At 70.4% G+C, this 13,339-nt stretch carries 8 protein-coding genes; 3 read left to right on the top strand and 5 right to left on the bottom strand.

Features of this window, described 5'->3' with window-relative positions:
- Nucleotides 1-21: 21 nt before the first annotated feature.
- Both MJ607_RS13600 and MJ607_RS13605 read right to left on the bottom strand, forming a co-directional pair.
- A complete protein-coding gene (locus MJ607_RS13600) occupies nt 22-2,526 on the bottom strand; it encodes a glycoside hydrolase family 3 C-terminal domain-containing protein (protein ID WP_243076133.1) in 2,505 nt (834 codons plus the stop codon).
- 33 nt (nt 2,527-2,559) lie between these two features.
- The gene (locus MJ607_RS13605) at nt 2,560-4,608 is read right to left on the bottom strand and encodes a beta-galactosidase (protein WP_243076134.1); all 2,049 of its coding nucleotides are present in this window, start codon (nt 4,606-4,608) and stop codon (nt 2,560-2,562) included.
- Between the two features lie 65 nt (nt 4,609-4,673).
- On the opposite strand from MJ607_RS13605, the gene MJ607_RS13610 reads away from it, so the two are divergent.
- The 3 genes from MJ607_RS13610 to MJ607_RS13620 are packed head-to-tail and all read left to right on the top strand — an operon-like array spanning nt 4,674 to nt 8,683.
- Entirely contained in the window at nt 4,674-7,076 is a 2,403-nt protein-coding gene (locus MJ607_RS13610; protein WP_243076135.1) for a glycoside hydrolase N-terminal domain-containing protein, read from the top strand.
- Nucleotides 7,070-8,062 carry a LacI family DNA-binding transcriptional regulator gene (locus MJ607_RS13615; RefSeq protein ID WP_243076136.1) on the top strand — a complete coding sequence of 331 codons (993 nt, stop codon included), beginning with the start codon at nt 7,070-7,072 and terminating at the stop codon, nt 8,060-8,062. The genes MJ607_RS13610 and MJ607_RS13615 overlap by 7 nt, the downstream gene beginning before the upstream one ends.
- Nucleotides 8,063-8,074: 12 nt before the next feature.
- A complete protein-coding gene (locus MJ607_RS13620) occupies nt 8,075-8,683 on the top strand; it encodes a YesL family protein (protein WP_243076137.1) in 609 nt (202 codons plus the stop codon).
- 555 nt (nt 8,684-9,238) lie between these two features.
- Here the strand turns inward: MJ607_RS13620 and MJ607_RS13625 are convergent.
- From MJ607_RS13625 to MJ607_RS13635, 3 genes are read right to left on the bottom strand one after another with little or no spacing between them, the layout of a single operon-like run.
- Nucleotides 9,239-10,990, bottom strand: coding sequence for an ABC transporter substrate-binding protein (locus MJ607_RS13625; RefSeq protein ID WP_243076138.1), 1,752 nt, complete (start codon nt 10,988-10,990; stop codon nt 9,239-9,241).
- A 30-nt stretch (nt 10,991-11,020) separates the two neighbouring features.
- A complete protein-coding gene (locus tag MJ607_RS13630) occupies nt 11,021-11,989 on the bottom strand; it encodes a carbohydrate ABC transporter permease (RefSeq protein ID WP_243076139.1) in 969 nt (322 codons plus the stop codon).
- 13 nt (nt 11,990-12,002) lie between these two features.
- The gene (locus MJ607_RS13635; protein WP_243076140.1) at nt 12,003-13,004 is read right to left on the bottom strand and encodes a sugar ABC transporter permease; all 1,002 of its coding nucleotides are present in this window, start codon (nt 13,002-13,004) and stop codon (nt 12,003-12,005) included.
- Between the last annotated feature and the right edge of the window lie 335 nt (nt 13,005-13,339).

Consider the following 13,339-nt stretch of genomic DNA (forward strand, 5'->3'; position numbering starts at 1 on the left):
GTCGGCCGAACTCCGAAGCCCCTACCCGCCGACCACCTCGAGCTCGGCGGAGACGGGGAGATCCCACGCGGACGGCCCGGCGGCGAGCGTGTACGTCCCGGGCTGCACGCGCAGCGCGCCGGCGTGCAGCCAGTCCTCCGGGGCGCCCGGCAGGCGGAGGGCGTCGTCCCACACCGCGAGGCGCGCGGGGGCGAACTCCAGCTCGACATCCCGCGCCTCGCCCGGAGCGAGCGTCACGCGACGGTAGGCGACGAGCACGCGACGGGGCGTCGCGATCGGCAGGCCGGCGGCGGGCACGGCGTAGAGCTGCACGAGCTCCTCCGCCGTCCGGTCTCCCGCATTGCGCACGCGCACGACGGCCTTCACGACGGACTCACCGGCGCGCGGTTCGAACCCGGGATGCCGGTGCGTCGGCGTACCCGCGGACGCGAGTGAATCGGCCGCGAGCGACTCGTACGCGACGCGCGAGTAGGTGAGCCCGTGGCCGAAGGCGAACGCCGGCGCCTCGGACTGGTGCCGGTAGGTCGCACCCTGACGCGCCGTGTCGTAGTCGAAGAGGTCGCCCGCCTGCTCGGGCGTCGCGGGCCAGCTCTGCGCGAGACGGCCGCGCGGCTCGCGGTCGCCCGACAGCACGTCGGCCAGGCCGTGCCCGAGCTCCTGTCCGCCGTGGCTCGACCACACGACGGTCGCGGCATCCACTCCATCCAGGATGTAGGGGTAGCTCGACACGATCGTGAGCACCGTCGCGGGGTTCGCCTCGTGCGCCGTGCGCCACAACTCTCCGAACGCGGCGGGAAGCCGCAGGTGCGGGCGGTCCTCGGTCTCGCGGCCCGCGAGGTGCGGGTCGTTTCCGACGGCCACGACGACGGCGTCGGCGCGCGCGGCGGCTTCGGCGATCGCGTGCCGGCCCGAGCGGACCGTCCGCACGTCGAACCGCTCCGCCGTCTCGAGGGTCACGGCGTCCGCCGCGAGCAGGCCCGAGTCGCGGAAGGCGTGCAGCCAGCGCCCCGACCCGAGGTGCAGCAGCGACCACGTGCCGTCGGCGTGCACGTGCCGGCGGAAGCTCTCCTGCACGACCCACTCGCCGACGCGCGTCGCGTCGGCGCGCATGGGCCAGTGGGCGCCCGTCAGGAGCAGTCCGCTCGCCTTCGAACGGAGGGTCAGGATGCCGTCGCCCCAGTCCGTGACGTCGAACCACGTGTCCTCGCCCGCGACCGGCGAGGCGGCCGAGACGACGGCGCCGGCCGCGTCGGAGGTGACGTAGCGTCCGTTCGAGCCGGCGCGAAGCGCGATCGTGTCGGCTCCCGTGACGGCCTCGACCGCGGCATCCGGATACCGCTCGGCCAGGCCCTGCGCGATCCCGACGGCGTACGGCGGGGTGCCCGCGTACCAGTCCGTGAGCACGCGATCGGCGAGCGGACCCACGACGGCGATGCGCGCAGGCGAAGCGAGCGGGAGCGCCGCGTCGTCGTTGCGCAGGACGACGACCGACGCCGCGACGCTCTCGCGGGCGAGGGCGCGGGAGGCGGGCGCGTCGATGTCGTCCGCCGTGATGCCGGCGTACGGGTCGGCGTCGCCGTCGAACTCGCCTGTGCGCAGACGCAGCTCGAGCAGCCGCGTCACGGCGCGGTCGATGTCGTCCGCCGTGAGCCGCCCGTCGGCGAGAGCTTCGCGCACGTAGCCGATCGTGGGCTCGGCGTTCGCGTCGTTGTCGGTGAACGAGTCCAGGCCCGAGGTGAGGAGTGCGACAGTCGCGCTCACGTGGTCGGGCTGCGTGCGCTGCGTCGTGACGAGGAAGGTCGGGGCGCCGGCATCCGACACGATCGCGAGCGAGCCGTCGGTCCACGACCGCGCCTCCGCGACGAGCTCGGGCTGCGTGTGCGCGGGAGCGCCGTTGACGCGGTTGTACGAGAGCATCATGCTGCCCGCCACTCCCGCCTCGATCGCACCGCGGAAGGCGGGCAGCTCCTCTTCGTGGAGCGTGCGCAGCGACAGCTCGGAGTCCGTCGTCGAGCGGTCCGTCTCGTTGCTGTAGCCGAGGAAGTGCTTGAGCGAAGGGACAGTCCGCCAGACGCGCTCATCGCGGCCGCGCAGACCCTGCGAGTAGGCCGTGCCGAAGTGCGCCGTGAGGTGCGGGTCTTCGGAGTAGCCCTCCTCGTTGCGGCCCCACGCGGGGTGGCGCAGCGTGTTGACGACGGGCGCCCACACGTTGAGGCTCACGAGCGGGTCGGCGGCGCGCTTGGCGCGCACCTCCGTCGCCGCGACCTCGCCGACCTTCTCGATGAGCTCGGCATCCCACGTCGCCGCGAGGCCCACGGCCTGCGGGAAGACCGTCGCGGTGCCGAGCCACGCGACGCCGTGCAGAGCTTCGCAGCCCGTGCGGAACTCCGCGATGCCGAGGCGCTCGATCGCGGGCGCGGCCTGGTGCAGCATCGCGATGCGCTCGTCGGGAGTCAGCTGGGCGAGCAGGTCGCGGGCGCGGTCGGCGAGCGGCTGATCGACCTGGCGGAACACGGGCGTCGACATCGACGGATCTCCTTCGGTGGGTGGAGCGGGGGATCAGGGGCGGTCCGTCAGGACGACGGCGTCGCCGGGGCCGATGGCAACGGCGTCTTCGAGCGGCGCGTCGGACAGGAGGTCGCGCCACCGTCCGGCTGCGGTGACGATGCGCTCGGTCGAGCCGTGGTTGAGGAGGAAGAGCGCGGCTCCGCGACGCACGGCCTCGACGTCGTCTGGCAGGTCGAGCACGACGCCCCGGACGTCGACGGCCTCGAGCGCGTCGCCCAGGACGGCGCCGAGGACGTCGTCCGAGACGATCGCGCCGAGGTACCACGCCGTGCCTTCCCCGGCGTGATGCCGCGTGACGGCGGGTGCGCCCGCGAGATGGCCTGCCGCGAAGCGCGCGAGCACGTCGGCACCCTCGGCGCGCAGGCGCTCGCCGAGGATCCCGGCGGTGGGGAGGCCTGCGGCCGCGGCCCGGCCGGTCGTCCACTCCGGCGCGATCTCCAGCGCGGTCGGGGCGTCCGGCAGCCCGACCCACTCCTCGCCACTCACTCCGAGCACGTCCCGCAGGAGCGCGGGGGAGCGCCCCGGCAGGATCGCGGCGTTCGCATCCGCGACGCCCGAGAACGGGCCGACGACCAGGCTCGCGCCCGCGCGCACTGCCGCGCTCAGCGAGGCAGCGGCATCCGGCTCCAGCACATAGCTGTGCGGCACGAGCACGACGCGGTAGGCCGACAGGTCGGCGCCCGGTCGCACGAGGTCGACCGCGACGCCGCGACGCCACAGCTCGCGGTGCCAGCGCTGCACCTGCGCGAGGGTCTCGAGGCGCTCTGTCGGGCGAGCAGGCTCTTCGCCGGCCCACCACGACGACCAGTCGAAGAGGACGGCGACGGATGCCTCGACCCGCCCGTCCGCGACATCCCGCAGTCGCCGCAGGTCGGCGCCGAGCGCCGTCACCGAGCGGAAGACGTCCGTGTCGGCGCCCGCGTGCGGGAGCATCGCGGAGTGGAAGCGCTCGGCCCCGCTGCGCGCCTGCCGCCACTGGAAGAAGCAGATCGCATCGGCGCCGCGCGCGACGGCCTGCAGCGAGTCGAGCCGAGTCTGCGCGGGCGACTTGGGCAGATTGTGCGGGCGCCATGACACAGAGCTGACGGCGTGCTCCATGAGCACCCACGGGCGCCCGCCGCCGAGCGAGCGCATGAGGTCGTGCACGAGCGCCGCGTCGGACGCGGCCGTGGGGGAGGAGTGGTCGATGTAGTGGTCGTTCGCGATGACGTCGACCTCGGGTGCCCAGGCCCAGTAGTCGGCGTGCACGAAGAACTCCATGAAGTTCGTCGTGATGGGCTGCGTCGCGCCGACGGCGCGGATCGCGTCGCGCTGCTCGCGATAGACCGCCAGCAGCTGGTCGGAGCTGTACCGCCGGAAGTCGAGCGACTGGGCGGGGTTCACGAGATACGGCATGCGCCGCGGCGGCAGCACCTCGTCGAAGGCGCGGTACCCCTGCGCCCACACGGTCGTGCCCCACGCGGCGTTGAGCGCCTCGATGGTGCCGTACTTGTCACGCAGCCACGAGCGGAACTCGCGCGCCGCCTCGTCGCCGAAGTCGAGCTGCCCGTACTCGTTGCCGACGTGCCACATCCGCACGGCAGGGTGATCGGCGTAGCGACGGGCGAGGTCGGTCGTGATGGCGAGGGCGTGCTCGCGGTAGACCCGCGACGCCGGCGTGAACTGATTGCGCGAGCCCGCGACGAGGCGCACGCCATCGCGGTCGACGGGCAGGGTCTCGGGATGCTGCACCCCGAGCCACGGCGGCGGCGAGGCCGTCGGCGACGCGAGGTCGACGGCGATCCCCCGCGCGTGCAGCAGGTCGAGCACCTCGTCGAGCCACGCGAAGTCGCGCTCGCCCGGAGACGGCTCGAGGCGCGACCAGCTGAACACGCCGATCGTGACGAGGTTGACGCCGGCCTGCACCATGAGGTCGGCATCCTCGAGCCAGACATCGCGCGGCCACTGCTCGGGGTTGTAGTCGCCGCCGAAGCAGATGCCGAGGTCGTCGACGAGCGCGCGGAAGCCCTCGGTGCGGGGGACATGCGGAACGGTTGTCATCGACTCTGTGACCTCTTCGCTACTTCTTCGAAGCGCTTCAACACGGAGACCATATACTACGGGTTGTGTCGAAGTCCACGCACAGTCGCGCGGCGCTCCATGAGCTGCGCTCCAGCCGTCCTGCCGCGCGCTGGTTAGACGCCTATCCCGTCGGCAACGGCCTTCGTGGCGCCATGTGCGCGGGGCTCGCGGGCGGTGACCGACTCTGGCTCAACGACATCACGGCGTGGTCGGGTGTCGCCGATTCCGACCCGTTGCCGGGCGTTGCGTCGCGCGGGCGCGAAGCGCTCGATGGCGTGCGCGCCGCGATCGCCGAGGGCGAGACGGATCCCGCAGAGTCCGCCCTGCAGCGCATGCAGGCCACGTGGGTGCAGGCGTATCTTCCGCTCGGCTGGATCGACCTCGAGGTGCTCACCGCCGACGGCACCGCCGTCGCGGCGGACACCGGCAGGCCGCACCGGCGCGTGCTCGACCTCGCGACGGCGACCGCGATCCACCAGTACGTCGTGTCGGGGGCCGTCGTGCGGCACCGCACGTGGGCCGACCTCGTGACGGGCGCGATCACGCACGAAGTGACCTCGGACGCTCCGCTCCGCCTCCGCGTGCAGGTCGGCGGCCTCCTGCGACCCCGCGGCGTCGCGCGCGCCGAAGCGGGCGCCCTCGTGACCGACTGGTGGCTGCCGATCGACGTCGCACCGGGGCACGAGGACCCGCCCGAACCCGTCCGCTACGACGAGCACGCCGGTCGCCATGGCGCGGTCGCCGTCCGGAGCGCGGCACCGTCGACGATCGAGGACGGCCGCCTCACGACGGCCCCCGCGACGGCGCACCTGCTCACGATCGCGACAGCGACGGCTCCCGCGATCCCCGGGATGCCCGGAGGCGTGGAGGCCGTCGCCGACGCGATCGCGCTGCTCGGCGGCATCCCGTCCACCGACGACTCCGGAGCGCTCGCCGAGCGTCTGCACGAGGCCCACTCGGCGGCGCACGGTGCGCTGTACGAGCGGAGCGCGCTCACGCTGCCCTCGCCCGACGACATCCTCGATCTCGACAGCGATGAGCGCGTGCACCGCGCGCAGGAGCGCGACGATGCAGGTCTCGCGGCCCTCGCGTACCACTACGGGCGCTACCTGCTGATCGCGTCGTCGCAGCCCGGCGGACTGCCCGTGACCCTCCAGGGCCTCTGGAACGCCGAGCTGCCGGGGCCGTGGTCGAGCGCGTACACGATCAACATCAACACGCAGATGGCCTACTGGCCCGCCGAGACGACGAACCTCGCGGAGTGCCACGAGCCGCTGCTCGCGTTCGTGCGGCGGCTCTCCGAGACGACCGGACCGGTCGTCGCGCGCGAGCTCTACGGCGCGGACGGCTGGGTCGCGCACCACAATTCGGATGCCTGGGCCTTTGCGGCGCCCGTCGGCGCCGGCCACGGCGACCCGTCGTGGGCGAACTGGCCGCTCGGCGGCGTCTGGCTCGCAATGCACCTGTGGGAGCACTACGCCTTCGGAGCCGACGAGGCCTACCTGCGCGACGAGGCCTGGCCCGTGCTCGAGTCCGCGGCCCGCTTCGCGCTGTCGTGGATCCAGGTCGACGGCCAGGTGGCGTCGACGTCCCCCGCGACGTCGCCCGAGAACCGCTGGCTCGACGACGAGGGCCGGCCGCACGCCATCGCGCCGACGACGGCGATGGATGTCGCACTCTTCCGCGGACTCGAGGCCGTCTGCCGTGCCGCGGCCGAGGTGCTCGGCATCCGTCCCGCCTGGCTCGCCGACCTCGCCGAAGCGACCGCCGCGCTGCCCGGCCCCGCCGTCGCGACCCGCGGCGACCTCGTCGAGTGGGACCGCGAGCGGCCCGAGGCCGAGCCCCTGCACCGGCACGTGTCACACCTCGTCGGACTGTTCCCGCTCGCGCAGATCACGCCGGAGGCGACCCCCGAGCTGGCCCGCGCGGCCGCTCGCTCGATCGAGCTGCGGGGGCCGGAGTCGTCGGGCTGGTCGCTCGCCTGGCGCGCGGCGCTGTGGGCGCGGCTCGGCGACGGCGAGCGCGTGCACGAGCAGCTCGCGCGCGCCCTGCGGCCCGCGGAGTCGGGGGCGGACGATGCCCACTACCGGGGCGGGCTGTACCCGAACCTCTTCGCTGCGCACCCGCCGTTCCAGATCGACGGCAACCTCGGCGTGAGCGCCGCGATCGCCGAAGCCCTCCTGCAGTCGCACGACGGAGGGCTGCGGCTGCTGCCCGCACTGCCTCCGCAGTGGCCCACCGGCGCGGTGCGAGGCCTTCGGGCACGGGACGGCGTCGTCGTGGACCTCGAGTGGCGCGCGGGACGGCTCGTGCGAGCCAGGCTCCGCGCGGGGACGCGTGCGGTGACAATGGACGTGTCCGACCCGAACGGACCTCTCGGCCGGCACGACCTCGTGCCAGGGGAAGCCGTGGAGATCGATGGAAGAGAGCAGGCAAGCTCATGGTGACGATCGCTGACGTCGCGCAGGCGGCGGGGGTATCGATCTCGACCGTGTCGTACGTCATGAGCGGCAAACGCTCGATCTCGCAGGAGACGCGCGATCGCGTCGAGCTCGCGATCACGAACCTCGGCTTCAGTCCGCACGCCGGCGCGCGGTCGCTCGCATCGCGGTCCACCAACGTGATCGGACTCCAGGCGCCCCTGCGCTCCGGGGTCGACGTGCACGTCATCATGCAGATCGTGACGGGCGTCGTGACGCAGGCGCGCAAGCGCGGCTACGACATCCTGCTCCTGACCGGAGACGACTCGAAGGCGCTCGAGCGGGCGGCGCGCGGGTCGATGGTCGACGCCCTGCTCGTCATGGATGTCGAGTCCGACGACCCGCGCATCGAGACGCTCGCCGAGCTGCGGCATCCGAGTGTCCTGATCGGGCTTCCTGCGGGCCGTCAGACCATCCCGTGCGTCGACTTCGACTTCGAGGCGGCGGGATGGCTCGCCGTCGACCGCCTCGTCGAGCTGGGCCATCGCCGGATCGCGCTCATCGGATCGCCGCGCGAGGTCATGAAGCGGCACACGTCGTACGCCGACCGGCTCGCGCGCGGCTTCCTCGCGGCGTGCGAGGCGAACGGCGTCGGCGGCAGCGTCCACGCGTGCCCGAGCAGCGCCAAGGCCGCAGAGACGGTCGACGGCGTCCTGGCCGACGATCCCACGATCACGGGCTTCCTCGTGCACAACGAAGGCGCCCTGCCGCATGTCGCGGCGCGGCTCATCGAGATCGGCCGCCACGGCGGCGACGAGCCGGCCATCCTGGCGCTGTGCCCCGAAGACGTCGCGCGCTCCGTGCCGGGACTCACCGACAGCATCGCGGTGCCCGCCGAGGCCATCGGCGCCGCCGCGACCGACATGATCTGCGAGCTGCTCGCGTCGGGCACACGCCCCGGCGTTCGGCTGCTTCCCCCCGCACTCGCGGGCGGAGTCCTCGCGACGACCTGAGACGGACCACCCATGCGCATCGATCCCGAGAGCCGCAGCCTCAACGGCCTGAGCACGTTCCTCGCGTTCGTCGCGCTCAACGTCGTCTACCTCGTGACGTGCCTGCCGATCGTGACGGTCGGCGCGGCGACGGCGTCGCTGTACGAGGTCATGATCCGGTTCTCGGACGAGGAGAGTGGCCGGCCGCTGCGCGACTACTTCCCGGCGTTCCGCGCGAACTTCGGCAGGGCGACGCTCGTCGCCCTGTGGCTGCTGCCGCCCATCGTGGTGCTCGCCTTCGCGGGAATCTTCTGGTGGTCGCACCCGAGCCCCGTCGCGGGCGCCGCGTCGATCGTGGCCTTCGCCGGGTCCGTCTATCTGCTCGCGGCGTTCCTGTACGGGATGGCGCAGGTCGCGTACTTCCGCAACACGATCCGACGGACTGTCCGCAACGCGCTGCTGCTGCCTGCGGCGGAGCCCGTGCGCACGATGGGCCTCGTCGCGATCCCCGTCGTGGCGGTGTGCCTTTCGGTCCTCTTCCCGCCGTTCGTCTTCCTGCTGCTCACGATCGGCTTCGCGATCGGCGCGTACGCGAGCGCCCTGCTCTTCCGCAGCGTCTTCGCTCGCCACCAGCCGGAGTGATCCGGGGCCGGGCGTCTCGGGGTCGCTGAGCCTGCCGAGCGTCTAGCCCGTGGCACGGCGCGACCCCTCCTCAAGCTCGGGACCGTGGGCGATCGCAGACGCGTGAGGTGCGGACGGGGTGAGGTGTTGCCGGGTCGTGGCGGGGGATGCGGCATCTGCTCACCCCACGTCGACGTGGCGAGGTGTGGCGGGGTGAGGTGCTGCCGGGTCGTGGCGGGGGATCCGGCATCTGCTCACCCCAGCTGGACGTGGCGAGGTGTGGCGGGGTGAGGTCGTGCCGGGTCGTGGCCCGGGATGCGGCATCCGCTCACCCCACCTCGACGTGGCGAGGTGTGGCGGGGTGAGGTCGTGCCGGGTCGTGGCGGGGGATGCGGCATCGGCTCACCCCAGCTGGACGTGGCGAGGTGTGTCGGGGTGAGGTCGTGCCGGGTCGCGATGGAGGAGGCGGCATCCGCTCACCCCATCGAGTGTCCGCAGATACGGTCGCCGCACGCACGCAGAAGGGGCCCGGGATGCCGCGGCATCCCGAGCCCCTCGTTCAGGCGTGTGCGGGGGTCAGCCTGCGAACGCCTCCGTCACTGCGACGCGGGCGTTGTTCTGCTCCTTCGCGTTGGCCATGTCGACGTCGAGCACCTGCTCGTAGCCGAGGCCGTTCGCCGTCTCGATGAGCTCCGCGAGCAGCGAGTCGAACTTCGCGTCGTTCTCGGCGAAGACGAGCTGCCACGAGTACTGCTTGATGATCTCCTTGACCTGGTTGCGGAGCGCCTCGATGTCGGACGCGTCCGCGGGGGCCGCGTAGCTCGCTCCGGGTGCCACGAGCACCTGGTCGTTGGCCTGCAGGTACTCCATCGTCGAGGTCGCATCGCCCATGTTCGCCGACCAGTCCTGCGTCAGCGGGTTCGAGATCGCGGCCTGGTAGGTCGGCCAGAACGTGTAGCTGTACGGGAATCCGGTCGCCGGGTCGTTGTCGATGGGGAGCACCGACGTCGTGTTGAGCGCCGAGACGCCGTCGGCGTACGAGCCGCCGCCCCACTCCTCGGGAACCGTGCCGCCGCCCTGGAGGAAGACCTCTGCGCCGAAGTCGGTGAGCTCGGGCTCGCCCGCGTCATTGACGTCCCAGGTCAGGCCCTGCGGGCCGGCCGAGCCGCCGGTCTGGGCGCTGTTCGCGTACGCGCCCTCGGGCGAGTAGAGCCAGTCGATGAACGCGGCGATGCGCTCAGGGTCCTCGGCCTTGGAGCCGATCGCGAAGACGGGCTTGCCGCCATACGCTTCGGCGCCGTAGGAGAAGATGTCCTGATCGGCGAGCGGCACCATCTCGAAGCCCTTGCCCGCGGCCATGTTGTCCTCGGTGTTGAAGGCCGACTGCCCGAGCCACGGCCACCAGGAGAAGAGCACCTGGCCGCTCTGGAACTTGGAGTAGAGGGTGTCGTAGTTCTGGGTCGTCGACTCGGGGTCGACCAGGCCGAGCTGGTTCGCCTCGTAGTACAGGCGCAGGTTGCGGACGTACTCGCCATCGGGGTCGAGGATGCTCTGGTAGTCCGAGCCGTCCGCCTTGGCCAGGACGAAGCCGAGCTCGTCGTAGCCGTAGAAGCAGGCGGGCTGCTTGGCCGTGACCATCATGTTGCCGTCCCAGTCCTTGAACAGCGAGAAGCCGTAGGTGGGCTGGCCGTTGTCGGCGGTCGGGTGCGCCGCCTGCATGTCTGCGAGGACGGGGAGCAGGCTCTCGAGCGTGTCGAGCTGCGGGTAGCCCAGCTCCTTGTAGTAGTCCCAGCGCACGAAGGGGCCGAACGTGGGGTTGAGGCCCTCCGACGGGGCGGTCGGCAGGAGCGAGGACACCGAAGTCGGGAACGCGTAGGTGCCGCCGGCATCCGCATTGAGGTTCTCGACAGCCGCGTCGAAGTTCGCGACGTTCTCCATGGCGGGGTAGTAGTTGGCGGCGTCCTGAACGAGGCCGCCCTCGATGAGGTCGTCGAGCTGCTGGCCCTTGTTGATGACGATGAGGTCGCCGAGTTCACCGGCTGCGACGCGGGTGTTGTAGAGGGTGTCGCCGCCGCCTGCGACGTTCGGGGCGATGATGTTCAGCTTCATGTTGAACTTGTCATCGACGAGCTTCGCGAACCACCCCTGCTGCATGCCCATGTAGTTGGCGAGGCTCGCGAACACGTCGACCGTGATCTCCTCGTCCCACGAGGCGGGGAACTCATCGATCGGCCCCGTCTGCTCACCTCCTCCCGCGGAGCAGGAGGTCAGTGTGCCGGCCGCGAGGATGCCGGCGAGCGCGAGGGCTGTCAGAGACTTCAGCTTCATTGCTTTTCCTTTCTTGATGGTGGGGCTGGTTCAGCCCTTGACGGCGCCGAGCATGATGCCCTTGACGAAGAAGCGCTGGAACAGGGGGTAGACGAACATGATGGGCAGCACGACCAGGACCGAAACGGTCATGCGTATGGATGTCGGAGTCTGTTCGGTCGCGAGGCCGGCGATCTGGCCCACATTGCCGCCGACGTTCTGCGCGGCTTGAGCGAGGCTGGATGCCTGGTTGATGAACATGTAGAGCAGGTACTGCAGCGTGTACAGGCTCTGGTCCGTGATGTAGATCAAGGTGTCCTGGAAGCTGTTCCACTGCGTGACGGCGCTGAAGATCGCGATCGTCGCGAGGATCGGCGTCATGTTCGGCAGATAGACGCGGAAGAAGATCTGCAGGATGTTGGCGCCGTCCATCTCGGCGGCTTCGTGCAGCTCCCGCGGCATGGATTCGACGTAGGTCTTCGCGAGGATGACGTTGAACGGCTGCACGACGAACGGGAGCACGTAGACCCAGAAGTTGTTGGTCAGTCCGAGGGTCTTCATGATGATGAAGATCGGGATGAGGCCCGCCGAGAAGTACATCGTGATGATCAGGAACCGGTACCAGAACTTGCGTCCCCACATGCGGGTCTGGGTGAACATGAACCCGAGGAACGCCGAGGCGAGCACGGTCAGGACGGTGCCGATGATCGTGCGGCCGAGGCTCACCGCAGCGGCCATCGGCAGCCCGGGCAGCTGGAAGACCTGCGCGTAGTTCGACAGATGGAACCCGGTGGGGAAGAGGCGCACGTCGCCCAGCGCCGAGACGTCGTTGGCGCTCACGGAGTTGATGATCAGGTAATAGAACGGGTACGCGCAGATCAGGGCGAACAGCAGGAACAGCGCGTAGTTGGCGATTCGGAACAGGATGTCGCCGACGTGCAGCCCGTGCCGAGGCGCTGCGGGCTGCGAGCCCGGTGCGGTCAGCGTGCGGGTCTCGGTGGTGGTCTGGGTCGTGGTCATGGCCGCATCCCCCTCAGACGATCGATTCGCCGCGGACGCGCTTGGAGATCGCGTTGACGGTCAGGAGCAGGGCTACCGAGATGAGGCTCTTGAGCATCCCGATCGCGGTGGCCATCGACAGGCTGTTGCCGGTCATGCCGATGTTGTAGACGTACAGGTCGAGCACCTGGATGTACTGCTTGTTGAACGCGTTCTGGAACACGTAGTACTGCTCCATCCCGTTGTTGAGGATGTTCGCGATCGACAGCAGCAGCAGCACGAGGTAGGTCGGCATCAGCTGAGGCAGGGTGATGTGCCGCATGAGCTGGAAGCGGTTCGCGCCGTCGATGCGCGCCGACTCGTACAGCGACTGGTCGATGCCGGCGATCGCGGCGAGGTAGATGATGGCGCCCCAGCCCAGGCCCTTCCAGACCGACCAGAGCGTCATCGTGAGCCACACGTTCTCGTCGGTGTCGAGGAACTTGAGCGGCGCGGTGATGAGCCCCGCGTCCATGAGCACGTCGTTCACGAGCCCCGACGAGGAGAACAGCGAGAACGCGATCACGTAGACCAGCACCCACGAGATGAAGTTGGGCAGCGCCGTCAGGGTCTGCACCGACGAGCGGAACCACGTCGACCGCACCTCGTTGAGGAAGATCGCGAAGAACAGCGGAAGCACCGAGGTCGCGATCCCGAGGAAGCTGATCGCGAGGGTGTTCACGAGCACCTGCCCGATCTGCGCCATCTGCGTCGGCGAGTTCACGAGCATCTGGAACCACTGGAGCCCGACGAACTCGCTGCCCTCGAGGCCCAGCGCCGGCTTGTAGTCGTACAGCGAGTAGATCCAGCCGTACAGCGGCAGGTACGAGAACAGGAAGCCGAGGATCAGGAAGGGCAGGATGCACAGGAAGAGACGGAACGACGTCCGGCTCCCCGCCGGCTTGAGCCGCGGCCCACGGCGCTTCTTCGAGTTCTGCTCGAGGTTGCGCATCGCCGCCTCTTGGTAGACGACCTGACCCTGAGCCTGCGTGGTCATCGGCTCGCCGTTCGTGCGAACGGGGCCGCTGCGGCTGCTGCCGGAGATGGCTGACGGCGGTCCATGTCACTCCCTCGTGCGTGGCGATTCGAGCGGCCGCAAGCGGGCGTCATCCCGAAGAATCATCGAAGCGCTTCGATTTCGAACCGCTTCGATAGGGATGCTAGGACCGGCTGAGGGGATCCGTCAAACCCCTCGATGTAACGGGGAGGTAACGATTGGGAGCGCTCTCGCGAGATCCGCGGGATCACGGGGCCGCGGAGCATAGAGGACGCGAGGGTTCTTTGGGAAGTCATGCGCCTGTAACAGAGGTGGCGCGTGCGCGATGCTAGTCT

The sequence above is a fragment of the Microbacterium sp. SS28 genome (assembly GCF_022761035.1).
Lineage (GTDB): Bacteria > Actinomycetota > Actinomycetes > Actinomycetales > Microbacteriaceae > Microbacterium.